Genomic DNA, 23,893 nt, shown 5'->3' with positions numbered 1-23,893 from the left:
TGTAGAAACAGGATAAAAATATGAATGAGGAAATCAAGTATCATCTCAGAAACTTAGTCACTTTAAGAACGTTTGCTCCAAGATTTTCTGGCAACTTGTTTTTTATTTTTGGCTGTCAAAGAAGTGGAACAAATTTACTACTATCTATTCTCAACGCTCATCCCCAGATTCACAGTATAGATGAATCAGAATTTCCTAGTCCCTATCCTTTTCCCTCAGCTCAACGATTGATGTTAGCTAAGTTAAAGAAAGAGTACCTTTGCTTGAAAATGTTGGAGCATTCTAATAAACTAGACTTTTTGAAAAAGTTTTATCTTAAAGCAAAAATAGTTTGGCCTGTGAGAAATCCCTATAGCGCAATTGCCTCAATGCTTAATCTGGTTAATTCTCGTTCACGAACTAATTGGATTGAAAGATGTGCCAAAACAGAAATTGAGCGCCTCAAACCGTTTTATCCTGAAACTTTAGGACAGTACGATCTCGATAAACTATCAACAATTGAATTAGGAGCAATTTACTGGTCTTATAAAAATAGCTATACTAAGTTTATGGAAGATAGTGGCTTTAGTGTTTTTAAGTTGTCCTATGAAAATTTAATAACCAATCCTCGGGAAACTTTAGAAGATATAGTTAACTTTCTAGAGATTGAGTGGCATGATAATTTGCTTAATTTTCATGAGGTAAATCCTAGTAAATCTTTAGCCGGTGGGACAAGAACTTATCGACCGATCAATCCTACAAAAACCAATAGCTTAAAAGGTTTAAATGAACAAGATGTCGAGACAATTAATCAAATTTGTCAATCAGTGATGCAAGATTATAACTACCCAATACTTGACAAATTATCAAGTAATTAAATAAATTCTATCATTCCTCACTTATTTTTTTTGTAAGTAATGCACTAAGATTAAATATTTTCAAGGTGTGTTACAATTCGTTAACACACCCTAAGTTTTTTATGTGGCATCCTGACGCTTATCAAGCTTTAATTGCCGAAGATTATCCTCAAGTTGCGGCAATCTACGAGGAACTAATCGATAACAATTCCGAAAATATTTCTGACTATTGGTACTTGGGAGTTGCCTATCTTCTGCAAAATTTAGAAGCAGCAGCACAGGTAATGTGGCAAAGTATTTTAAGCGAAGGTAATCTGGAAGAAGTTAAGCAATGGCAAGCAGAATTAGAAGCGGTTTTAGACGCAGAAGCGCGACGACAACAAAGAAAAGGTGATCTGGCAGCTGTAGAATATTTTCGCTATCATCTACAGGAAATTGTTCCCAAGTCAATTAATAATTTATTAGCTTTATTCGACTTAGCTTTAGATTTAGAAATATTTGATCCTGAAGAACTACTTAATTATCCTATTCAAGAGAATCTCAGATCTAATCCCGATCGAGAATTACTTTTAAATGTAGTTCTCAAAAGTCTTTTATATCCCCATGAATTAACTTTAGACTTAGCTCAAGCAAGTTTACCCTACCTGGAGGAATTAGCCGATAGTTTTATCCCGCAAGCTTTTCAGATAGCAGCACGAGTCACCAACGAGCAACAAAGTCCCACTTTTGGAGTGGAAATTATTAAACTTTGTCTGCAATTAAGACCAAATGATCTGAGTCTTTTGGAACAATTGGTTAACCTCTATATTTTAGCAGAAGACTTTGATAATTCTTTGATAACTGCCTATCAATTCCGAGAAATTTGTCTAACTCCAACCCTAAAGTTATACAGTAATTATCTGATTTTGTTAATACTTTTGCGCTGGGGAGTTTGGCAAGAAATTGATCATATTTATCAAGAATATCATGATTTATTACAGGAATTAACCCGTCAGAAAAATATCACTTTAGAACCGATTATTAAAACTAGCTTTCTCAATGTTTCTAGTCCCCTACCCTACCTAGGCGATCGAGCTTTAGCCAATCGACAATTAACTAATCGCATCGCCGAAATTTTCCTTGATAATAATAGCTTAAAAACTCCTTTGGTTACTATCAAAAAAGTTCCAGAAAAACTAACGATCGGTTATCTTGCCAGTACCTTAAAACATCATTCTGTCGGTTGGTTAAGTCGTTGGTTAATTCACCATCATGATCGAGAAAAATTGCAAATAGCCATCTATACTATTAACCAAGAAGAAGATGAAATTACCCGTCAATGGTTCCGGGATAGCCGAGATATTATCCGTCATTTTCCCTACGCTCAAAATCCCCTAGAAGTTGCCCAACAAATTCAACAGGATCAGATAGATATTCTAGTAGATTTAGATAGTTTAACCCATAATCTCACCAATCAGATTATCGCCCTGAAACCCGCAGCAAAACAAGTGACTTGGTTAGGTTGGGATGCTTCTGGATTAGCAACTATTGATTACTATATCGCCGATCCCTACGTTTTACCCCAGCAAGCGGAGGAATATTATCGAGAAAAAATCTATCGTTTACCAGAGACATATTTAGCAGTGGATGGTTTTGAAATCGGTACTCCTAATCTCCGTCGAGAAGATTTAGAAATTCCCCCCGATGCTACCATCTATTTTTCCGTACAAAGTGGCATGAAACGTCATCCTGATACTATTAAACTTCAGATGAAAATTCTCGCACAAGTGCCTAATAGTTATTTTCTGATTAAGGGAGTCGGTAAGACTGAAAAAATTCAAGAATTATTTACTGAAATAGCGATTCTGGAGGGAGTTAATCCCCAAAGATTGCGATTTTTACCGAGAGATATAGATGAATATACCCATCGCGCTAATTTACAGATTGCTGATGTGGTGTTAGATACCTATCCCTACAATGGCGCTACCACCACCTTAGAAGTTTTATGGCAAGGAATCCCTTTAGTTACACTGGTAGGAGAACAATTTTCCGCGCGCAATAGTTATACTTTTATGATTAATGCCGGTATTGAAGCCGGAATTGGCTGGAATGAGGCAGAATATATCGACTGGGGAGTAAAATTAGGACTCGATCGCTCCCTTCGTCAAGACATCAGCCATCAACTGTTAGGAAATCGTGACACAGCCCCCCTCTGGCAAGGGAAAAAATTCGCTGAAAATATGGAAAATGCCTATTTAAAAATCTGGGAGGGAAGTTGATATTGACATCCTCGCCGCCCTAAAAGTGCGGCGATTCCTAAACCTCACGATTTAAGTTTCTGCTTCCACCACCGTCGCATACCACAGTTAAAAAACCATGTACTGTCTTACACAGAGTCCACAGACTTTCGCCCCATTTCAGAAGCCCGATTCCGTGTGTCCCACGGTACGTTGACCGCCTATAGCTTCTTGTACTTGTTGCGCGCGACTTTTTACCCGGCCAAGCTTTTCTGGTCGGAACCCCCTAAGCCGAGTTTTCAAGGTGCTGCGCCGTCCACTTGGTTTTCGAGACTGGCCTTTTAATTCTAACGTAAAGCCAACCTAGAACGGCGGGGTTTCAGACCCAAAATTTCCGATGAGAAAGTTATCCGCAATCAATAAAGTATCGAATCGGGGCAAGAAAAATTCAACTAAGAGGAGTTTAACTGATGACAGCCGCCACTGAAAAAGATTTAAAAAGATTGGAGGATTTAATTATCGGCATTGCCAACGGACAAAAAGCGATCGAAAACCGACTAACCACCATGGAAAACCGACTAACCACCATAGAAAACGGACAGAAGAATTTAGAGTTAGGGCAGTCGGAAATTAAAGGCGATATCCGAACCCTAGACGCGAAGATAGAGGGTTTAAGCGATCGAGTTAAAGTCAAAGAGAACGCGGCGGGAAAAACCACCGATCTCGCCGAAAAAGTCGGAGAATTGAAAAACTGGAAACAGATCGGGGTAGTGGTGATCACCGCTTCGCTCAGTTCGATCCTCAGTGGTGTTACGGGTGGGGTAATCGGTTGGCTAATCCGAGCGGCGAAAGTTAATCCCTAATGGGGTTGCTGAATCAAGAATATGAATGCTGATTTTGCACCTGTCCACCAGTCAACCTCGTCCTAGGTTTTAAAAATTGCCCAAAAAGACAGGTGATAATTAGACTTTGCTGAATAAATCTAAAAACCTTGTTGGGTAAGACTTTTAGACTTTTTTCCCCTTAAAAAGTGCCAGCCATTGGAGGGAGCGGGGGGAAAATTCCAGGACTTTTTCTCTGAAAATTAGGTAATTGACCAGATGAGAATCGGTAAAAACCTACACCCCACACCCCACACCCCACACCCTGTCCCCACGAAAAACTTTTTCAGCAGGCCCTAATTATCCCCAAAATACTCTAGGGAGTAACCTAAATAACCAACCTTAAAAAAACTCGCTGCTACACTTGAGTTAGTAGATGCACCCTGATGAAAAAGGAGAGTCAAAGAAAGCTCTCCTTTTTTTTTGAGAAAGCAATCCGGGGGGGATTTAGCCGCGGTTAGCAGGTAGTTTCGCTTTGCGCGCCATGTCTTTGAAACCATTCAAACTTGGACCAGGGCGACGGCGAGACATACTAGGAGTAATCAAGTATTTTGTCGCAAATTCCACTTCTTGCGGCTCTACTTTACCGTTAGTGGGGGCTACGGGGGCCGGTGCGCTCACAGGAGCGGCGGGAGTTTCTTTTGCTTGCTTTTCTTTCTTAACAGAAGTTTTTTTCGCTTTTTTCTCGGCTACAGGGGCGGCAGCAGACTCCACAGCAGGGGCGGGCGCTTCCACAACAGGCGCGGCTGCTGCCGTGGTTGCTGTTGCTTTTTGTTCACCATCGGTTTCTTTTAGTTCTAGGTAAAAGTCAGATTTTTTGCCACCAAAGAGATTTTTTAACATCGGGGATCACTCCGAGAGTTGGGAAAATGTAAAAGACTAGGTATTTTAAAATTTATCATTGACCGGGATCAGGCAGCAAACAAGATTATTGTCTTGACGATTTCTCTCTTTCATCTATTTTTTTCTGGATAATCCCTATCAGAAAAAGTGTTTTAAAACAAGTTAAATTTACAAAAATTTACAAAAATCTAGAACGAGAAACCCCGACGCAAACAATGGCAAAAACTGCTAGTGGGACTTAAACAAATTTCAAGCCCAAACAAAGCCTAAACTGGCTTTGTAAGCGGCAAACACATCCCGATTCTCGGTCAGCCACTCAAAGAAACGGAAAGACATCGCTGTCCGAAAAGCTTCCAAGGCTTCCACAAAAGTGTTTAAAGGTCGATTCGCCCACTGCCTTTGCAATCCCCCAGTTAACTTATGCCACAGGATAAATGTATAGGCACAAAACACCAGGATAAAATGACGAAGTAAGCTTCGTTTATCCCTGACTTGATATTCCCTTAACCCTAACCATCCTTTGGCTTCTCGGTAGAATACTTCCACCCAATTTCTTTCGGTGTAAGTCCTCACTATCCACGAAGCTGTTACTGTATCTGCCTCAACTACATTGGTGATGAAATAGTCCACCTCTGTGGCTTTTTCCATTGAACTTGCATTCATGACGATCGCCAAGTTCCTTTCTCCTTCTAGTTGAGATATTTTCGCTCTGAATACCGCTACCCAAACCGTTTTTTCTTTATCTAGATTTAGGGTGATTTTCTCCCAATCCTTTTCTGATAGGCTTTTTGCTAGTTGCTCAAGCTGGATTGTTTCTTCCACACCCCCTTCTTTTTCAATAATTACTTTTCGATTTTTTGCCAATCCTCCTAAGTATTTTAGCTTTCTTTCTTCCAGGGCTTTGAGAAAATTTGTGTTGTTGCCATAACCAGCATCTATTAAGACGATTTTCGGTCGATAGCCTCTGGTTAAGCTCCGGTCAATTAAATCTATCGCTATCTCTGGTTTCTTCTTAAATTCTTTGTCTTCTTTCCCCTCGGCTAAGGAACTAGCCGGTTGATAAATTTCAATGTCTAGGGGGACACTTTTTTTGCCGTCGTAGAGATGGGTAGTGACGGCGACTATTCCGTTGTCTGTCTTGCCAATTTCTCCTAGGTACTGCCTGCCAACTCCGGCGGTCAGATTGCCACTTTTTCGATGTCCTGAGTCATCGACAATCAGGGAAAATCCTCGGGGGATTTGCGTCTGGCGGCATTGGTTCATCACTTGCAACCGACATTCATTCACCTGACGGTCTGACCAGGGAGATTCGGTCAAAAAGTGATGTAATCGGTTATAAACTACTCCGACGGCATTATTGGCCATTTGAGTGAGGTTTTTCCTCTCACTTTCCCCTAATAATCCTCCTAAATATTGTCTGAAGCCGTTTTTTTGCGCTTCGTTTTTGAAGCAATTGTCAAACCGCCGACACCATCGGTCAAAGCATGGGGGCATCGCGGCTGGGGTTGTCTCTTTCATCGCTGATCTTTCAACGTAAAGTGCTTACTCTTTAACGATTATACTCGATTTGATCTTTATTTGGCGTTTAAGTCCCACTAGAGACGTTGCTGACAACGTCTCTAGATTATTTAGGGTTTGCTGAATAAATCTAAAAACCTTGTTGGATAAGGTTTTTAGACTTTTTTTCCCTCAAAAAGTGCCGACCATTGGAGTGATTGGGGGGAAAATTCAGGTACTTTTTCCCTGAAAATTAGGTAGTTGACCACCTGAAAATCGATAAAACCCCACACCCCACACCCCACACCCCACACCCCACACCCTGCCCCCAGGAAAAACTTTTTCAGCAAGCCCTATTTATTGGGGATTTGGTCGGATTTAGCTGGCTGCGGGTACACGGCTGCCGCTAACTCCGGGGACAGGACCACGACGAATGTTGGTTTCCGCTTCGATGGGAACGAATTCAATATGATTGAGGAGGGTAGTAACGAAAGCAAAGAGTAAAAAAGGCAAAGAGAGGACGACGACTAACCCCACGGTAGCGAGGGCGAAAATTTGTCTAGTGCTACTCCAAAGAGCTAGAGTGGAAGCGAGAGTGAGAAAAATAACGATTAACCAGACGATTATTTGTCCGTAAATATCTCCGAAGGTGAGGGTGCAAACCATGCGATAGTTACGAAAATCCTTATCCATAACAGTAAACCCGTAGATAGTCAGTTATTGTTTCAGGGTAAGTCTAGAATCGTCACCTTGGTCAATATTTAAAGGTTTTTATAAACACTTGTTGATAAATCTTTACAATTCTGCGCCGAGCGGGTGGCCAAATCTAGAAGTAAGAGCGGTATTGTTTGGTTGCCCTTCCGGAAAACTAAGTTGATATTATAAGAATTGATAAGAATTGCTAAGAATTACCGAAAAACTGGCCAGAATTTTGGCGAACGCTCTTTACAATTAAGTTAGAAAGGCAAGGAGGAGCAAGCCTAATGAAAACTTTTGTTGAGCGTTATTGGTCTTGGTTTAATTGGACAACCCTAGCCATGGTTGTTCTTGGTTTCTGGTTAAGTGCCAGTTTCGTCATCGATTTAATCATTATCCCCAGCTTATCCGTAGCTGGCATGATGACACAAAATGGCTTTGCCAGTGCCGGTTACTTGCTATTTGGCATTTTTAACCATCTGGAATTAGTTTGTGCGGCGATTGTGCTGTGTAGCTTTGTTGTCTTCCACCGCTATCATACCTTAATCCATCTCCCCGAACATCGATCGCTTCTATTCGCCGGTGTTCTCTTAGTAATCACCCTAATTTACACCTATTTTCTCACTCCCAATCTGAGCGCTATGGGTTTACTGGCTCCCGTTACTGCGTCGGGAATGTCGGGAGAAATGATGTCCTTGCAGATTGGTTACTGGTTTCTAGAAGTGGTTAAAGGTTTGATAGCTTTTACCCTGTTGCGCTGGTGTTGGCGAGATGCCTTTAAGTTGGCTTAGTTTTTGATGACAAGCGGGGTTCAACCCGCTTTTTTTAGTTCTAGCAATATAATCCGCCTATTGGATTCGTGAACGGAGTGGCACCACAACTAGGGAAGCCAAGAATAGAGGTCGTAAATATTTTACATTTCATTTAGGCAGACTAGGGACAAAAAGAATCAAGGAAATTTTTAAACCATACTTTCAGTGAGGACAAGGATTTTCTTCAGTAATGCCGATGGGGTAGGCGAATTGACAATTCCAGACACTGGCAAAGGAAAGATGGTTCTTCTCGTTTCTGTAGGGATAATTTTCTTTCCAGAAAGATAGTCTTCAAAGCCTTGCCTAGCAAGACTCCTACCAATGATAAGGGACCTGCGCTTTGATAATGTACCTTTTGGGCGAACGCAGTTCGCCCCTACATTGTGGACAAAATCCGTTACTGTAGGGGCGCAAAGCTTGCGCCCTCCGATCAATTGGGATATTATTCCCACGCAAGTCCCTAAGCAATGATTATCATACAGAGAACGCAACTTTGATAACTTGCTATCTAAAAATAAATCAGTTACAATTCTGGCCAATTAACTTCGTCTGTGAGGAAAGCTGGAAGTGTTATTAAAAAAAGCCAAAAGAAACAGCCAGATGAGACAGATATTTTCTGGAGGAATTTTCATCACATCCTGTGTGGGGACAGCCATACTTTGTGATGGGATGAAGGCCCTTCCTTCCCCCTTAGACATTGACGCTGCTTCTATTCGGGTATCCCGGGAAAAAATTATCCTTAATTCCCCCGTGGAATTAGAGAGGACGGACAGAATTCTGACCACCAATTCCTTCTCGACAACAGAGGGATTAGCCGATAGTAATCTGCCCTCATCCTTAGAAAATAAACTAGGGAAATCTTCCCTCGATACTTTAGCAACAGAAAAGACCGGGACAATTTCAACCCTAGAAGAATGGAAGGCGAATCTAGGGACAATGCAAGCGAGTCAGCTTTTCCCAGCAGGGGGTAATAACTCGCCAGAAGTCGAAAAATGGCAAGCGCAAGCATCCACCCCAGTTGATACCAATGTTTCCCCCGAATTACAGCGTTTACGTCAAGATTTTCTGATTGAGGAACCGAAAACCCTTTCTGCGAAACTGGCGGAATTTGTGGTTGCCCCTAGTGGCAGTATCTCTACTCCCATCGGTTTTGGAGCGAATTTTGGGCAGATTTTCGGTGGTTTCGCTTTCCAGTCGAGAACCCGTTTTACCAATCAAGCAGATGGCGGGTTAGCCCTAGGGGTCGGTTTAGGAGAACGCCAGAAAATTGTCGGTTTAGATGTAACTCTGGCGATTTTGAGCCTTTTTGGTGATAACGCCGGACGGGGTAGTTTTAGCTTTAAAATTCACCGTTCTCTGCCAGAAGGTTTTGCTGTGGCCCTAGGATTTGAAAACGCCATTCGCTGGGGTGGGACAGATGCCGGTAGCAGTATCTACGGGGTGGTGAGCAAATTTTTTCAGTTCACAGAAACAACGAAAGAACCCTTTAGTCAATTGACGCTCTCCTTGGGTGTTGGTGGTGGTCGTTTTCGCTCGGAAGGAGCCATCGAAGATGGGGTAAATTCCCTCGGTGTCTTTGCTAGTGCGGGTTTACGAATTGTTGAACCGGTCTCGGCCATTGTCGAATGGTCGGGTCAAGATTTAAACGCAGGTATTTCCCTGATTCCCTTCCCGAAAGTCCCCTTGACGGTTAACCTTGCCGGTGCTGATTTAACGGGCAATGCCGGGGACGGCGCTCGCTTCGTCATGAGTATCGGCTACAATTACTTTTTCCCCCGTTAGTCAGTTTTTAGATTGTCTAATTTAGCTTTTTGAATGAGGATTAAGACCATGTTGATGAAATGGTTGACTAATTGGCAAGTTTCCCTAGTGGCGGCGGTTTTGCTGACCAATGCCCTAGTCTCTCCCGCTATGGCGCAAACCGGCAACCAATCCGATGCCACTGGGCCAATTCTTTCCACCGGTGATTTTGCCGGTCAAACTTTCCCCAGCACCACGACGGTAACGGGATTTCAGGGGGGAGAACCGGCTCAAATCGCTGTTAATCAGGCGGCTGCTTCTCTGAATATTCTGTTAGCTGATAATAATTTAACCTCCCCCACGGGTACCCCGATTCCCGCAGCCGTTCAGCAATCGCTACTGAGCATCTTAACAGGGGATGCACAGGCGGGTAATAATATCAATGCTGTCATTGCCGCTCTTTACTCAGCCCCCGGCACAGCGCCTTTAAATGTTATTGAAGACTTATTGGCCAGCTTAGAGAAACTGACCAAAGATAAGAAGGTAGTTCCAGCTAAATTGCTGGCGGCGGTGCGGGCCTATAATGCGATGATTTTAGCCAGTAACGAAGAGTTTCTCCGCAATCCTCCCGCAGAACTACGAGCAATTCAAGCATTCTTAGCTAAATTGGTGCAACCCACTATTAGCTAACCGCATTTTCCCTACTCACTTCACCATAGTCTCCTTGGATTAGAGGGCTGTGGTGAAGGCTCCACGGTGGGCGCGGTGGTTGGCTGTGAGGGGGTTAGAGAAGGGGTATTTCTTCCCCCTAAAGATTCTTGGAGCTTGTCGCGCAGTTTTTTGGCGGTATCGGAGTCAGGATTAATTTTGAGAGCTTGTTCGTAGGCGGCCAGCGCCTCTTGGGAGCGTTTCCAGTAGGTCAAGACCAGACCTTTACCGTACCAAGCTTGATAGAGTTGAGCATCGAGTTGCAAGGCTTTTTCATAGGCGGCATAGGCGAGGGCTAATTGTCCTAACCGCCACATTTTATTGCCTTGATTAAGCCAGTTGAGGGGATTAGTATCGTTATTATTGGGAACTTCAAAAGCCTTGTATAATTCATCACCAATTTCTTGCAAAGATAAGGCATTGGGGGGCGAATTTTCGACATTTATCTGCCCTTGAATGCCAGACTGGGGTGCTAATTTCAAAAAAGTAGTGATGGGAATAGCGAGACTAAAGCCAATTGGCACGGGAACCTTTTCGATTTTTTCGGCTTCATTTTGTCCGTGAACCGCGATGACTCGTCCATTTATATCTAACACTGGACCGCCACTCATGCCCCCATAGGTGACACTGGTATAAACTATCTCATACCCCAACTCTGGGGGAAATATTTTCAGCAAGGGTGTAATGTATTTGGGCAGCACTTTCCCCACATTGAACAATCGTTTCCGCTTGCCGATAAATTTCGGGTCGGGCCATCCAGAAGCAAAAATAAATTGTTCGTCAGCTACTTGATAGTTAGCCAAGGTCGCTAACTGATAATTTTGGTCGCTCTGAAACTGCACGAGAGCTAGATCTACTCCGGGTAATTTTTTGATGCTATTGTAATCGAGCGGATATTGCTTGCCATCCCAGGTAATAATTTTAAGTTGATCGTAATAGAACTTGCAGGCATCTCTAGCATCTTTACAGATCACATGACTGGCAGTAAGAACAGTATAAACTTTTCCTTCTTTGGCAATAATTGATCCAGAGCCATTAGCAGTAATTTTCCCATTCGCCCCCTCTTCTTCTGAGGGGATTAAAACGGTAATCTTTTCAGCAATTTTTTCTATCTGCTCAGTTGTTGATGCCTTAGCAATCTGAGGAGAAACCACAAACACCGCTATACTAACTAGGGCGGCGGAAATTTTCAAGAAATTGTTGCTCATCTGGTTTAAAAATACAGTTGAGTGGAATTTACCAGAGGGGTGTGGGAGCGGGATTCTTTTCTCTTGGGGTTGACGAGGATGGAGAAGGAAAATCTTCCGAGAAAGTGGTTTCTCTATGGGTGGGAAGCGGTGGGGGTGACACTGCGGGCCGTTGCCGACTGGAAGCAGATGGAGAAGATGACCCCGATTGTAAAAAAGTCCCGATAGGAATCGCCCAACTTAATCGACTCATTTGTTCCCACAGTGCTGGTGAAGTCACTGTTCCATCAGCAAAAACGTAGGATTTACCCCAGAGAGGATAAGCATGAATCCCGTTAATACCAATAACTTTACCTTGCCGATTCAGCAGCGGTCCGCCACTCATGCCATTTTTAATCTTATTGGTGTAGCCGATTTGGTAGCCCCCCGAAAAGGATTTATCACTCAAAAGCGACACTTTACCCAGGGTGAAGGTAAATCCTTGTTCTGTCGGGCGATCGCCATCGAAGGGAAAGCCAGCGGCGAAAACTTCATCTCCGATAGCGAGATCATCGACATTAGCCAAATCAGCAATAGAATAAACTTGGCTACTGCGAAAAGAAACTAAGCCTAAATCATAATCATTCAAGCGAACTGTTCTGACCAACTCACCCCGATGTATCTTGCCGTCAGGGGTTTGTATTTGCCAACCCCGATAGCGATACCGCCCTAAAACATGGTCATTCGTGAGGACTTTGTAGGAAGCACCCTGCTTTTCAACTAAAATGCCCGAACCCCAGCCTTGCCCTGATAACACCTTAACAGTAATTGCTCTGGCTAACTGACGCAGCTGTTGTTCCGAAAGTTGTTGAGAGCTATAGGCATTGGCCTGGTTAGGTTCCAGAGCGGGAGCATAGCTTTGGACAGCAAGCAAAGGTGTGGACAGTCCCAATAATAAACTGCCCGCACCAGCCAAAATTCTTTTTATAGGCCGACTCACTTGATTACTATGCTCCTATCTATAGAACTAGAAAAGTTTACCAAACAGAACCGCCCGATGGTTTTTGGGGGGGTTGTTCGGGAGAAGTCTCCGGCAGTGGAGAGGGGGACGAACCAGTAGCCAGATTTGTTTCCACGGGAGCATTTTCTAGGAATTTATTGAAATAGACAATGACAGAATCCGATGAGCTTTCAAACAAAGGCTCGGTGTAGTGTCCCGCCCGGAGGTCAAATAGCAGTTGGATTTTCTGGGTTGCGTCTTCCCCTCTCTTGAGGGTAAATAACAGGTTACTGCTATTTGCCCGTTCTCGTCCATGACTAGGGGAATAGATGACCGGCAGACCATTGAGATAGCCAGTGGTAATAATATCAATTCCTCTAGGTCGAGCATCAAGGGTATTGAATCGTTTAGTTACTTCTAGACACCGTTGCTGGGGAGTGTAACCGGAACCGCTAGAATAACGAGAAACCCAACGAATCACAGGTTTGCGTTCATTAGAGCCGACTTTGGCATAGGTTGTGGGAACTCCTACATAGCGGCCTGTTACTGGTAAAAGACACTCGAATCTGGCTTGAGCTTGGCTCGGTGATTGTAAGGTCAAGGCAGGTCCTACACCAATCAGAGCAATAGTCAGAGTTTTTGTCAAAGTTTGTAATTTCATTGTCCTTATTCTAATCCTGCAAAGGGACTCTACTATACACTTCAAAGGTAGCTATTATCTCTCCGCAAAACCAACAAAAGCAAGGCTTTTGCAACAATTCTTATTTTTTGGGATTACCCTTTCTTCAAACTCCTTTAAGAGAGCAATCAGATGAGTTCGTTTACCCCAAGGCCGACCAAACTTCTAACTTACTGACCACGCGACGAATCACCTCATCGGTAAACTCACTCATGGTCATTTGTCCCCCTAAATCGGGGGTTTTTTTGCCCTCGTGAATAGTTTCAAAGACACTTTCATAAATTGCCCTGGAAGCTTTACGCGCTTCGTTAGTTTCGATATAACCTAACAAAGCTGCCGCGGCTAAAATCATCGCCATGGGATTAGCGATATTTTTGCCCTCTAAAGCGGGGGCAGTGCCGTGGGGAGCTTCTGCCATAATAGTTTTAACCGCTAAGGTCTCCTCATCAAATCCCAAAACTAAACTTTCGGCCCCGGCAATACTGCCATAGAGTTGCAAGACAAAATCAGATAATAAATCGCCATCGCGATTAAGTGCCGGAATCACCAAAGCTTCGCCGTCGGTTTGTAAAAGTAGGGCAAAAGTTGCATCAATTAACAGGGGTTGATAACGCACTTCCGGATGTCTTTGGGCCGCCGCGTCTAATTCCTCTTTAAACATCCCTTCGTAGGTGGCACTAACGGTGAATTTTGGGCCGCCAAATACCCGCGCCCCGGTTTTTTTGGCCTGTTGAAAGGTAAACTCGGCCACAGCGCGACTGGTAGCCCTAGAAATGCGCGAGGTGCGATAGGCAATTTCATCGCCGGTGGCAGTGGTTTCTCGCCATTCTTTGGCCCCATAGGCATCATCAACGGCCATGCGGACAATGGCAATGGGAGAATAAACGCCCCCAATCGGACGAATACCGGGGATACGGCGACCGATGCGGAGAATTACCTGAGAATTCATTGCTTCTCTTAAAATAGCGTTAGGACTGCCCACATCTCCTTTAATTTCTGGGGTAATGGTGGCAGCTTTGAGAGCTAATCCGGTTTTTAGAGTCGCTTCGGCGGCCTCATGAACCACTTGATTGTTACTCTGGCGACGCTGGGCTAAACTAAGATCAAAATCGGCAAAGTTAAGCGGTTGACGAATTATCGAGGGTTGCAATACTCTCAGGGCTTCTAGTAATAGTTCTTCTCCAGTTTGGTCGCCGTGCATGACCACAATAGTGGGGATATTTTCAGTCATAATTTTTGAGTTTTAATAAAAATTTTCAAGTATATCTTAATGCTTAATTGACCGTTTAATCGGCTAAAAAAGATACTTTTTACCTTAATTAATTCTGTAATTTTATCAATCTTGCAGAAAAAGATATATAATACCAAATCTGGTTATTAAAAACTGATTATTTATTCTCCCTTTTGCATAAGTGCCTCTTGCATGAGTGCCTCTTGCCTTAAACCCTAATTAATATTATGCCCGATCGCTAATTAAATTAGCAATCGGGCAGTGGTGAGAATTAATTAACCCAAGATTTAGAAAGCTTGTTCAACTTCGGCAATTTCGGGAATCACTTCCCGGAGACGACGTTCGATGCCCATTTTTAGGGTCATGGTGGAACTGGGACAGGAACCGCAAGCGCCTTGAAGACGCAGTTTGACGACTGGCCCGTCGATTTCGACTAATTCCACGTTACCACCATCCGCCATCAGGTAGGGGCGCATTTCATCTAAAACTTGTTCGACGTTATTGGGAGTCAGTGTTAAAGACATAATCAGCTTCTGGTCAGAGATTTATTACAGTGTAAGTAAGTGGTTTCAATTAAATTGAAGATAGATATTGTCTTTGATCCCCCCTGCCCCCCTTGATAAGGGGGGTGCCGATAGGCGGGGGGATCTACCCTTGATAAGGGGGGTGCCGATAGGCGGGGGGATCTACCCTTGATAAGGGGGGTTTGATCCCCCCTGCCCCCCTTGATAAGGGGGGTGCCGATAGGCGGGGGGATCCGACAATTTTTAACACCCACCTACTTAGTTACTTCGATCCTAACGCTTTTTGGGCGGGGATAACCCTTAAGATTCTAAAAGCTGCAGATTGATAAAAGTAAATTCTGTGGTGGATTTTTCGCCCCCGGCATCGATTGCGTTAATCACTTGACAGGAGGGTAAATAATAATTACCGATTTTTTCGTAGGTTTCCTTAAAGTCACGTTTTCCCTTTAATTCATCGGTTTTGGCATTGCGGAAAATGGCATTATAGCGAATAGAAATATAACCTTCTCCCGTATCGAGACTTTCCTCGGTATTAATAGTAAAAGCCATCGGTCCCATGACTCGACTGACTTGACAGATTTCCTGGCCGCGGACCTTATAATTAGACCCCATAGCATCGCCGGTGACAAGAATTTCTACTGCACCGGTGGGATCATCTTGCCCGAAATTAAACTGGTTTTTGCCGTGGGAGGCATCAAAATTGCCTCTTTTGCGGTGAGTAACGATGTCGCGCATTTGATTATAGATACTTTCTTGCACTTTCTCGTCATCAATGCCCGTTACTTCCACACTATAATCGGCATTAACTTGAATTTTGCCCGTATGGACTTCCTCTCCTTGGGTGAGGATAATATCAGCAGTGTAACCGGGGAATCGTTCATCCCAAGTGTAACGGTTTTCGTAGGCGGAGCGGAAAATATCTCGGGCGTTCGTCGTGGCTACAGTCATAATCGCTTTACTTGTGTTGATAACTCCATTTATATCATTGTCGCTGATTTTTTCGCCTCTGGCCGAGATTTCTAGAAAACTAGATGAATTTGACAACTTAACTACCTAGGCGTATCGCGATAGTATTTGATGATCAAAAATCGGACTAAAATAGAAAAAACTCACCCTCAGCGACCACGGCGATGGCAGAAGAAACGGCGAAAATCAAGCTTTATCGGAAAACCTATCAACTTCCCCAACTAAATCGCCCCGATTTATTAATTTTGCAGGATCAGATTCAAGAAAGACAGCAACTGATTAAAACTGGAAAACGGGTCCGCAATACATGGTTAGGATTGAGGAAAAAAGAAGAACCCCTCAATTTCGAGGAAACTTTTCAAGAATTAGAAAGATTAGTCGGGGACTATAACCAGTTAATCAGATTTCTCACCGACCATAAGGATGAATACCGGCGGTTTTTCCAGTCACTGACCGAGGAAATCAAGGAGGCAGTGGCGGTTAAATGCCAGAAATTGGCAGAAACAGAGCGAAAACGCCAATCTTTGGAGAATAGCATCGGCTCGGCTGAACTGCGAGATACCCTGAGACTACAGAAACAGCAGATTTTCCGCACTGTGATTCTTGTTGGTCGCGCCAGCTTGCTCATGCTCAAGAAAATCGACCTAATCAGCGAAAGTATCCAGAAATTAGCTGAAGATCAGGATACACAAAAACGGGTTTTCTCGAAAATGATCGGCGAGTTGAACGGGTACAAACAAGTGTATCAGTTGCAGCTGGAGTTAGATAATCTGGAAAAAGAAGCGATCGAAATGGCCAAAGTAGCCATTAATCTAGAACAATACCTAAAACCAATTATCGGACAGTTTCAAGGCTTAATCGATCAAGTAGCGACCATTGACGGGGAACTTTCCCGCAGTGTCAGCGAGGTGGAATCCCTTGTCCAGAACATTCTCAGTTCCGAATCGGCGGTATCTTTCCGCAAAAACGAGAATCTATCGGCTAGTTTGCTCAATTTCCTCGTCACCAGCGAAGAAAAGCGCGGCCGTTTAGCGATCGCACTAGAGCGAGCCGAGCAGGAAGGATGGCAATGGACGGAAGTGGAAATCCCCGACGAGGAAATCGAACTCGAAACCGCCATTCAACGCATCAACAACCATGTAATCGAGAGAGTTGGGAATTTTAGCACCTCCGTCGTCGGTGACTCTCCTATTCCTCCCCTTCCTCAACCAGAGACACCCCTAGACAATAAAACTCCTTCTTCTCCATCAGATTGGATGATTGCATCTAAATCTGCTCAACCAGAGACACCCCTAGACAATAAAACTTCATTTATCGAAAACCTACCCAATGGGATAACACTGAAGATGGTGAGCTTACCAGCAGGTCAATTTCTCATGGGATCTGCTGACAGTGATAATGAAAAGCCTCAACACCAAGTTAAAGTCAACAGTTTTGCGATTGGTAAATATCCAGTGACTCAGGCACAATATGAAGCGGTAATGGGAACCAATCCCTCTGAGTTTAAAAACAATCCCCAAAATCCGGTAGAAATGGTTAGTTGGAACGATGCTCAAGCCTTTTGTCAGAAATTGAGTCAAATAACAGGAAAAACCTATCGCCTACCGACGGAAGCGGAATGGGAATATGCCTGTCGTGCGGGGACTACTACTCGCTATTATTTCGGTGATGATGCTAATCAGTTAGGAAATTACGCTTGGTATAAAGGAAATTCTCAGGAGACAACTCATCCTGTGGGCCAGAAAAAGCCCAATGCTTGGGGACTGTATGACATGATTGGCAATGTTTGGGAGTGGTGCGAGGACGATTGGCATAGTACCTATGAGAATGCGCCAAGGGATGGCAGTGCTTGGATAAAAAATGGTAATGATAATTGTTCTCCAGTGCGGGGCGGTTCCTGGGGCTTCTATCCTATTCTCTGCCGTTCCGCGATTCGCAACTACTACTTCCGCCGCGTCAGCCGCAACAGCATTCTCGGTTTTCGGGTAGTCTGCGTATTCGGGAGGACTCTGTAGCCCTTTTTCCCTTTTTACCCTTTTTACCCTTTTTCTCTTTTTCTCTTTTTCCCGCCGCTAGGCGGGTCGATTTTTTTTTGAGCCGTAGGTTGGGTTGAGGAACGAAACCCAACCCAATTATTTAAAAGTGTTGGGTTTCACTATCGTTCAACCCAACCTTGTATCTTGAGAAGTAGGCAACCCGTCCCAACCTAGGTAAAAAATACCGCTTTGTAGCTTGGGTGCCTATATTCTGAAAAAGGGCGTGGACATCCAGTTCAACCGAGGTGCTTGACACCGTTGGGTAGCCACCGGAGCCACGCCGTCATCCCGATGAGACAAGCTCGAACAATCGCTGGAGGATTAACCTCGTATTCGCAAGGACGAGTTACCAAAGGGACAAAATAACTTAACCCCAGCATAAACGATGACAGAAGAAAAAACATGGGTAGGGATCGATGTCAGTAAAGAGGTTCTAGATATCTACGTGTTGCCGCAAGGTCTGACCTTGCAACAACCCAACAGCGACGTTGGCGTTCAATCGCTGATTGAACAATTACATCCTCTCTCACCGAGTTTGGTGGTGGTGGAATCGACGGGTGGATTAGAGCGCGCACTCGTATCGGGCTTACAAGCCGCCACAATACCGGTAGCGATCGCCAACCCCCGCAAGGTCAAAGGGTTTGCGACGGCATTGGGGAAAGCAAAAACGGACAAATTGGACGCACAGGTAATCGCTCAATTCGCACGAGCCGTGCAACCCCAACCCCAACCCGTGGTTGCCCCCCAAGCCCAACAATTGAGCGACCTAGTACGACGACGACAGCAGTTGGTGGAGATGCAGGTGGCGGAGAAAAACCGCCTCAGTCGTGCGTCTGAGACGGTGCAACTAGATATCAAAGCCCATATTGAGGAAATCCAACAGCGTATTGAAAGCCTCAACGAGCAGATTCAGTCCCTCGCCCAACAGCAAGCCGATTGGCAACGCAAAAATGAAATCTTACAATCCGTTAAAGGGATCGGCAAAGTTTCATCTGCCCTATGTTTGGCGGAATTACCCGAGATGGGAACACTCTGGCGAAAAACAGATTGCCCGGCTGGTCGGGGTCGCTCCTATCAACCACGATAGTGGCCAGCACAAGGGTAAACGCATGATTTCGGGGGGACGCACCTCGGTTCGCTGTGGCTTGTACATGGCCACATTGGTAGCCATTCGTCATAACCCGGTGATTCGGAAGTTCTACGAACGGTTGTTGACCAATGGCAAGTTGAAAAAGGTGGCCTTAGTTGCCTGTATGAGGAAATTGCTGGTTATCCTCAATGCCATGATTCGTGATAATAAATGCTGGCAAGCACCCGCTTAGTCCAGTTTTCCGAACAATTTCATCGCTGACAAAACGGATGACTGGTGCCGTTACTTTGTCTTGCCTATTTGGGGTACAAAAGATTTTCTTTATTCCCCTTGACTTTTAAGACAATCGCTACGATCTACTGATTATTTATTCCCCTTTTTGCATGAGTGCATGAGTAGAAAACGGGTTTCTCGGAGAAACCGGTTTTCTGTGGGTTACTCAAGGGATTTAGGATAATATTGGTGCGTTACGTCGCCTATGTAATTAATGTAAATTAAATAATATTGTCGCGCTCCTAACGCACCCTACTGGACTGTTTCAGCTAAAATAGGGCAATAGCTCGAACAAGCAGAGGACATCAATCATGGGAAGAGGTCGGCGAGATAAAGTCAATCTAACAGGGGAACAAAGAGAAAACCTCGAACAAATCAGTCGTAATGGCTATGCACCAGCTAAAAAAATTCTCCACGCTCGGATTTTGCTGATGTGTGACGAGGGAGAACAGGCGAAAAGGAAATGGACAGATGAAGAAATAGGCGAAGCTTTAGAAGTTCATAGAAATACAGTGGGACGTATTCGTCAAAGATTTCTTCAAAAAGGCGAAAAACCAGCATTAGAACGGAAATCGAGAAAAACTCCCCCCACTCCGGCAAAAGTTGATGGAGCCGCCGCCGCCCAAATCATTGCCCTGTGCTGTTCGGAGCCACCATCTGGCCGAGCCGAGTGGACAATCCGACTATTAACCTCGGAACTCAAACAAAGACAAATTATCACCGAGATTTCCAGTCCAACGGTGTGGCGTACTCTAAAAAAAACCAATTACGCCCTTGGAAAACCCAAAGATACTGTATTCCGGAACAGGATTTAGCCCGATTTGTTGCCCAGATGGAAGTTGTCCTTGACCTGTATGGCACTCAGCCATCGGAAGAAGAACCGTTAATCGCGATGGATGAAGCATCAAAGCAACTACTTGGAGAAGTTTACCCTCCGATACCCATGCAACCTGGACAAGATAAAAAAGAAGACTATCACTATAGTCGTGAAGGGGTTCAAGCCTTGTTCATGTTTTTTGACCCCCATCGAGGATGGAGACGGGTGAGTAACCGAGATAGTCGAACCCGAATAGATTGGGCAGAAGAAATTCGTCAATTATTGGATGTGGACTATCCAAAGGCTCGAAAAGTCAAGCTCGTCTGTGATAATCTCAACACTCATAACATAGCCTCGCTTTATGAAGCATTTCCAGCACCCGTTGCTCATCGTTTAGCTAGAAGACTGGAAATTTATTACACACCTCGTAATGGTAGCTGGTTAAATGTAGCCGAAACTGAACTAAGCGTCTTATCGAGGCAATGTTTAGATAGAAGGATTTCTAGCAAGGAAGAACTGAAAAGGGAGATAGAAACCTGGCAAAAAGAACGTAATCAGACTGCATCTACAGTAATATGGACGTTTACGACCAGCGATGCTAGGGTCAAGCTGAAACATCTTTATCCTGTGTTTGAGGAGGAGGAATCGGGAGAATCTATTGCACCAAATTAGCTGAAACAGTCCACTACCTACTCATTTCCCTTGTTTCAAGGCTCTGCCTTAAAGCAATATTCAGGTAGAACCGGGGAACGAGATAATGCTCTCATCGACCAACTCAAACAAGGAGCGATCGCCGATCTCGGAAGGGGGCGTTAATGTTATGTAATGCACCTCAACTAACCTATTTTAGCTAATCCTTGTAGTAAAATGAAACAGGACACTCGACTTAACCCTTAACCTTACAAAAGTCATCATGAATATTCAACTAAAACCCAATCAAGAACAATTTATCCAAAAACAGTTAAAAAGTGGCAGATTTAATAATTCAGAACAAGTCATAGATACCGCTTTTTACTTGCTAGAAATCCTCGGTCAAGATTACTTACAATGGGTAGAAGAAACTCGTCAAAAAATTGACGTTGCCATAGCAGAATTAGATAATGGAGAGGGATTAGATGGAGAAAAAGTTATAAATGATATACTCGAAAAATTTAAAAAAGCGCAACAAAAATAATTATGAATCGTTATATTATTGCGCCTTCAGCCAATCAAGATTTAAACAAGATTGCCGATTATTTTTTAGTAGTAAATATTGAAGCAGGTGAAAAACTATTCAGAAAATTTTACAAAAAGTGTCAACAATTAGTACAATTTCCCAAGTTAGGACGCAGCTATAGTCATATTAAACCATCCTTGAGAGGTTTACCTTTAGATGGATATATTATTTTCTATCGAGTAATTAATGAAACGGTGGAAATTTTAAGAATTGTTAATGGTCGTCAAGATTTAGATGCTTTATTCTCTGAGATCAAATAAAGGTTGAATGATGCAATCACCTGTAGGAGAAAAAGAACGCCTGAAAAAAGCACAGGAGATCGCAAAAGAGCAACAATAAATACCAAAAAGGAGATAAATGATTATGACAGAATATACTATTATTTCGGGAAACATTTTTGAAGACTTAGGCTTTGCTAATGCAGAAGAAAAACTCGCTAAAGTCAAGCTGGCTTCAGTGATTTACGATCTGATTACTGAACAAGAATTAAGCCAGCAGGAGGTCAGTCAAATTTTGGGGATTGACGAGGCTAAAATTTCTAACTTAAAAAATGGCAGATTGCAAAAATTTTCTCTTGAGCAGATGTTTGACTTTCTAGTAGCATTAGGTCAGAAGATAGAAATCTTAGTAACTCCCCAAGCCTTAGCAAACTCTAGTTTAAGTATCCAGGTCATGTATGATTCAGCAACGCCGACACAGCTAGTCTCTCTGCTATAGTATAAAAGTCGTTTAGCATGATACGCTAAGTAGCTGGTTATAATTAAATTAAAAATGGATTTTAGGTTCGATCCCCCCTGCCCCCCTTGATAAGGGGGGTGCCGATAGGCGGGGGGATCCCCCCTTAATCCCCCCTTAATAAGGGGGGCATCTGACAACTTTTAACGCCTACCTACTTATCTAACCTTAGTGCGATCGCGTTGAACTTTTCCTATTCCCCTTGAGTTGCTTGTCTAACCTGTTCGATTTCTAATTCTAAAGCCTGTGCTATCTGTTCAAAGTTTAATCCTAAGGCCAATAAACGAGGAATAGAGGCTAATTTTGCCGCTAATTCACCTTCTTGTCGGCCTTCTTCTAAAGCTTCCTGATACACTTTAGTTTGTTTTAAATCACTTAAACTAAACATCGCTTCTATCTCCTTTCTACTGACTTGGGGTAACTTATAAACCAAAATTGTCTCTATCAATTCTAAAAGTTCTTGCTGTTGTTTGACCTTAGGGAATTCTTGTCTAATCCGTGGAATTAATTGTTTTCCCTGCTCGATCGCTCTGGCGGTTGGTGCTATAATTAATTGTAACATCGATATTCCCAGGGATTCCACTTCCCTTAATTCCTCGAGATAAAAACGTAAAATTCTGCCTGAGTTGATTAACTCCCCATAACGAGCCGTCTCTACGCTTTCCACTGAACGCCGAGGATAAATAACTACTCCCTGCCAGTTGTTGCTTAAGTCCGTTTGGTGGAGATAGAGAAAGATTTCACTGAAGAAACGGGAATAAAACCTATTATCTTTCTGAAATTGTACTTCGAGGAAATAGATAGGCTGATTGGGTGTATCAGGCAAAAAGACTCCATCGAGACGAAAGGACAATTGTTTAACTTCCACCGAGGAGAATTGATAAGAATTGGCGGTTTCGGGAGGAAGGTTCAACAAATCAAAGAAACAAGCGGGAAATCTTTGTAAGAGTTGATAGAAAATACTGTCAGTTTTCACGCAATTAAACTCAAAAAGAGGCCTCTAGTTTAGCAGAAGTTTTTTATTGTGTTCTTCAGTAAGCTCCTGTTTTTGAGCAATTGGGATGAGGACTGTTACCCAACACCATCGGAACCAAGATTAAATAGGGTATGATGGACATTGGATAGATTTTCTCCTATCGCCGTGAGCGAAACCGTCTATATTGAAACCAGTATCTTAGGCTACCTCAACGAAATTTCACCTGGTTTCGGGTTCCTCAATTATATCTAATACCTCCTGCTCAACCAATCTAGAACGGAGAAGTTCTAACGCGTCTTGGTCTGCTAATTCGATAATCTCGACAAGATAACGTCCCACCTGTTCAACAGTTGCCGGTTGCCATTGACGCAGTTTAATTTCCAGTTCTTGAATCAGGGCATCCATATTTTAGTTTTGAAAGCCAATATTATCAGGATAACACGGCTATAACTACTAACTCTCAGGATAATGACTGTGGAAAATAGAGGAGTATTTTTTGCTCAAAGGTTAGTCAAGCTCTGGTTAAATATCATCTTCGTTTAAGCCCGCATCTTTTAAAATACCTTTGAGAGTTCCTATCGGTAAATCTCTATTGCCATGAATAGGAACAACGATAATAGTGGTCGTATTCTGTCTTGTATAGATATAATGACTGCCTTTAATTCTTACCAATATCCAACCAAGTTTCTCAAGAACTTTGCAGAGTTTTTTCCCCGAAATTGATTTCATAAGGAAATTTCCACTAATTTTTGTTCTGGATTAGGCAACTCCTGTTCATTAGCCACTTCTAACCATCCTTCCACCGCTTCTTTGACCATTGCCATTAAATGTTCATAACTTTCTCCCCAAGTATGACAACCGGGGAAAGCTGGAACGGTGGCACACCATAAATCATCTTCTTGCCAAACAATAACTTTAATATTCATCTTTAACTTTTTTGTCTTTTACTAAGCAG

The 23,893-nt window shown here is 43.3% G+C and carries 25 protein-coding genes and 1 pseudogene; 12 read left to right on the top strand and 14 right to left on the bottom strand.

Annotated features, from left to right (window positions below):
- Positions 1–20: 20 nt before the first annotated feature.
- The 3 genes from MAE_RS06920 to MAE_RS06910 all read left to right on the top strand — a co-directional run bounded on the left by MAE_RS06920 (position 21) and on the right by MAE_RS06910 (position 3,915).
- On the top strand, positions 21–857 hold the full coding sequence (locus MAE_RS06920; protein WP_012264934.1) for a sulfotransferase family protein: 837 nt from the start codon (positions 21–23) through the stop codon (positions 855–857).
- A gap of 101 nt (positions 858–958) precedes the next feature.
- Positions 959–3,094 (top strand): hypothetical protein, encoded by a 2,136-nt coding sequence (locus tag MAE_RS06915; RefSeq protein WP_012264933.1) that lies wholly within the window; start codon positions 959–961, stop codon positions 3,092–3,094.
- A 428-nt stretch (positions 3,095–3,522) separates the two neighbouring features.
- Positions 3,523–3,915, top strand: coding sequence for a hypothetical protein (locus tag MAE_RS06910; protein ID WP_012264932.1), 393 nt, complete (start codon positions 3,523–3,525; stop codon positions 3,913–3,915).
- A gap of 465 nt (positions 3,916–4,380) precedes the next feature.
- Here the strand turns inward: MAE_RS06910 and MAE_RS06905 are convergent, their stop codons facing one another.
- From MAE_RS06905 to MAE_RS06895, 4 genes are all read right to left on the bottom strand, one after another.
- Positions 4,381–4,776, bottom strand: a complete 396-nt coding sequence (locus tag MAE_RS06905; RefSeq protein WP_012264931.1) for a hypothetical protein — start codon at positions 4,774–4,776, stop codon at positions 4,381–4,383.
- Between the two features lie 249 nt (positions 4,777–5,025).
- On the bottom strand, positions 5,026–6,294 hold the full coding sequence (locus MAE_RS06900) for an IS701-like element ISMae34 family transposase (protein ID WP_012264345.1): 1,269 nt from the start codon (positions 6,292–6,294) through the stop codon (positions 5,026–5,028).
- A gap of 155 nt (positions 6,295–6,449) precedes the next feature.
- Positions 6,450–6,623, bottom strand: a complete 174-nt coding sequence (locus MAE_RS33740; protein WP_012264930.1) for a hypothetical protein — start codon at positions 6,621–6,623, stop codon at positions 6,450–6,452.
- 28 nt (positions 6,624–6,651) lie between these two features.
- Positions 6,652–6,966 carry a hypothetical protein gene (locus MAE_RS06895; protein ID WP_002735918.1) on the bottom strand — a complete coding sequence of 105 codons (315 nt, stop codon included), beginning with the start codon at positions 6,964–6,966 and terminating at the stop codon, positions 6,652–6,654.
- 290 nt (positions 6,967–7,256) lie between these two features.
- Between MAE_RS06895 and MAE_RS06890 the strand changes: the two genes are divergently transcribed.
- The 3 genes from MAE_RS06890 to MAE_RS06880 all read left to right on the top strand — a co-directional run bounded on the left by MAE_RS06890 (position 7,257) and on the right by MAE_RS06880 (position 10,211).
- Complete coding sequence (locus tag MAE_RS06890) at positions 7,257–7,760, top strand: hypothetical protein (protein ID WP_002798683.1); 504 nt, start codon at positions 7,257–7,259, stop codon at positions 7,758–7,760.
- Positions 7,761–8,348: 588 nt separating this feature from the next.
- Positions 8,349–9,563, top strand: a complete 1,215-nt coding sequence (locus tag MAE_RS06885; protein WP_041803897.1) for a hypothetical protein — start codon at positions 8,349–8,351, stop codon at positions 9,561–9,563.
- 48 nt (positions 9,564–9,611) lie between these two features.
- Positions 9,612–10,211: a hypothetical protein gene (locus MAE_RS06880; protein WP_041803896.1), complete on the top strand. Its 600-nt coding sequence runs from the start codon at positions 9,612–9,614 to the stop codon at positions 10,209–10,211.
- A gap of 20 nt (positions 10,212–10,231) precedes the next feature.
- Here MAE_RS06880 and MAE_RS06875 read toward each other — a convergent pair whose 3' ends face one another.
- The 6 genes from MAE_RS06875 to MAE_RS06845 form a co-directional block, all read right to left on the bottom strand.
- On the bottom strand, positions 10,232–11,437 hold the full coding sequence (locus tag MAE_RS06875) for a tetratricopeptide repeat-containing S1 family peptidase (RefSeq protein ID WP_012264926.1): 1,206 nt from the start codon (positions 11,435–11,437) through the stop codon (positions 10,232–10,234).
- 28 nt (positions 11,438–11,465) lie between these two features.
- Positions 11,466–12,395 (bottom strand): S1 family peptidase, encoded by a 930-nt coding sequence (locus MAE_RS06870; RefSeq protein WP_012264925.1) that lies wholly within the window; start codon positions 12,393–12,395, stop codon positions 11,466–11,468.
- Positions 12,396–12,432: 37 nt separating this feature from the next.
- Positions 12,433–13,056 carry a COP23 domain-containing protein gene (locus MAE_RS06865; RefSeq protein WP_012264924.1) on the bottom strand — a complete coding sequence of 208 codons (624 nt, stop codon included), beginning with the start codon at positions 13,054–13,056 and terminating at the stop codon, positions 12,433–12,435.
- A 160-nt stretch (positions 13,057–13,216) separates the two neighbouring features.
- The gene (locus MAE_RS06860; protein WP_012264923.1) at positions 13,217–14,305 is read right to left on the bottom strand and encodes an isocitrate/isopropylmalate family dehydrogenase; all 1,089 of its coding nucleotides are present in this window, start codon (positions 14,303–14,305) and stop codon (positions 13,217–13,219) included.
- Positions 14,306–14,592: 287 nt separating this feature from the next.
- The gene (locus MAE_RS06855; protein WP_002735229.1) at positions 14,593–14,829 is read right to left on the bottom strand and encodes a NifU family protein; all 237 of its coding nucleotides are present in this window, start codon (positions 14,827–14,829) and stop codon (positions 14,593–14,595) included.
- 300 nt (positions 14,830–15,129) lie between these two features.
- Positions 15,130–15,777 carry a DUF3386 domain-containing protein gene (locus tag MAE_RS06845; RefSeq protein WP_002798675.1) on the bottom strand — a complete coding sequence of 216 codons (648 nt, stop codon included), beginning with the start codon at positions 15,775–15,777 and terminating at the stop codon, positions 15,130–15,132.
- A 182-nt stretch (positions 15,778–15,959) separates the two neighbouring features.
- Here MAE_RS06845 and MAE_RS06840 point away from each other — a divergent pair, with 182 nt between their 5' ends.
- The 6 genes and pseudogenes from MAE_RS06840 to MAE_RS06805 all read left to right on the top strand — a co-directional run bounded on the left by MAE_RS06840 (position 15,960) and on the right by MAE_RS06805 (position 21,944).
- Positions 15,960–17,810, top strand: coding sequence for a formylglycine-generating enzyme family protein (locus MAE_RS06840; protein WP_012264921.1), 1,851 nt, complete (start codon positions 15,960–15,962; stop codon positions 17,808–17,810).
- 406 nt (positions 17,811–18,216) lie between these two features.
- Positions 18,217–19,153: pseudogene (locus MAE_RS06835) on the top strand (IS110-like element ISMae40 family transposase).
- A 352-nt stretch (positions 19,154–19,505) separates the two neighbouring features.
- Positions 19,506–20,683, top strand: a protein-coding gene (locus MAE_RS28705) for an IS630-like element ISMae25 family transposase (RefSeq protein ID WP_125730803.1) whose coding sequence is annotated in 2 segments (ribosomal slippage) — positions 19,506–19,947 and positions 19,947–20,683 — 1,179 coding nt in all. Because the reading frame shifts where the segments join, the coding sequence is not laid out codon by codon here.
- Positions 20,684–20,924: 241 nt separating this feature from the next.
- Positions 20,925–21,185, top strand: coding sequence for a ribbon-helix-helix domain-containing protein (locus MAE_RS06815; protein WP_012264918.1), 261 nt, complete (start codon positions 20,925–20,927; stop codon positions 21,183–21,185).
- Positions 21,186–21,187: 2 nt separating this feature from the next.
- Positions 21,188–21,487: a type II toxin-antitoxin system RelE/ParE family toxin gene (locus MAE_RS06810; protein WP_012264917.1), complete on the top strand. Its 300-nt coding sequence runs from the start codon at positions 21,188–21,190 to the stop codon at positions 21,485–21,487.
- Between the two features lie 103 nt (positions 21,488–21,590).
- Positions 21,591–21,944, top strand: coding sequence for a helix-turn-helix domain-containing protein (locus MAE_RS06805; protein WP_012264916.1), 354 nt, complete (start codon positions 21,591–21,593; stop codon positions 21,942–21,944).
- A 211-nt stretch (positions 21,945–22,155) separates the two neighbouring features.
- Here MAE_RS06805 and MAE_RS06800 read toward each other — a convergent pair whose 3' ends face one another.
- From MAE_RS06800 to MAE_RS06785, 4 genes are all read right to left on the bottom strand, one after another.
- A complete protein-coding gene (locus MAE_RS06800; protein ID WP_041803893.1) occupies positions 22,156–22,938 on the bottom strand; it encodes an Rpn family recombination-promoting nuclease/putative transposase in 783 nt (260 codons plus the stop codon).
- Positions 22,939–23,157: 219 nt separating this feature from the next.
- On the bottom strand, positions 23,158–23,343 hold the full coding sequence (locus tag MAE_RS06795) for a hypothetical protein (protein WP_002783499.1): 186 nt from the start codon (positions 23,341–23,343) through the stop codon (positions 23,158–23,160).
- A 117-nt stretch (positions 23,344–23,460) separates the two neighbouring features.
- The gene (locus tag MAE_RS06790; RefSeq protein ID WP_002783497.1) at positions 23,461–23,667 is read right to left on the bottom strand and encodes a type II toxin-antitoxin system HicA family toxin; all 207 of its coding nucleotides are present in this window, start codon (positions 23,665–23,667) and stop codon (positions 23,461–23,463) included.
- Positions 23,664–23,864 carry a type II toxin-antitoxin system HicB family antitoxin gene (locus MAE_RS06785; protein ID WP_002783495.1) on the bottom strand — a complete coding sequence of 67 codons (201 nt, stop codon included), beginning with the start codon at positions 23,862–23,864 and terminating at the stop codon, positions 23,664–23,666. Before MAE_RS06785 ends, MAE_RS06790 begins: the two co-directional genes overlap by 4 nt.
- Positions 23,865–23,893: the final 29 nt, after the last annotated feature.

This window comes from Microcystis aeruginosa NIES-843 (assembly GCF_000010625.1).
In the GTDB taxonomy this organism is placed as follows: Bacteria; Cyanobacteriota; Cyanobacteriia; order Cyanobacteriales; family Microcystaceae; genus Microcystis; species Microcystis aeruginosa.
The sequence above is the reverse complement of the archived record's forward strand: the minus strand, read 5'-3'. Positions and strand labels throughout refer to the sequence as shown.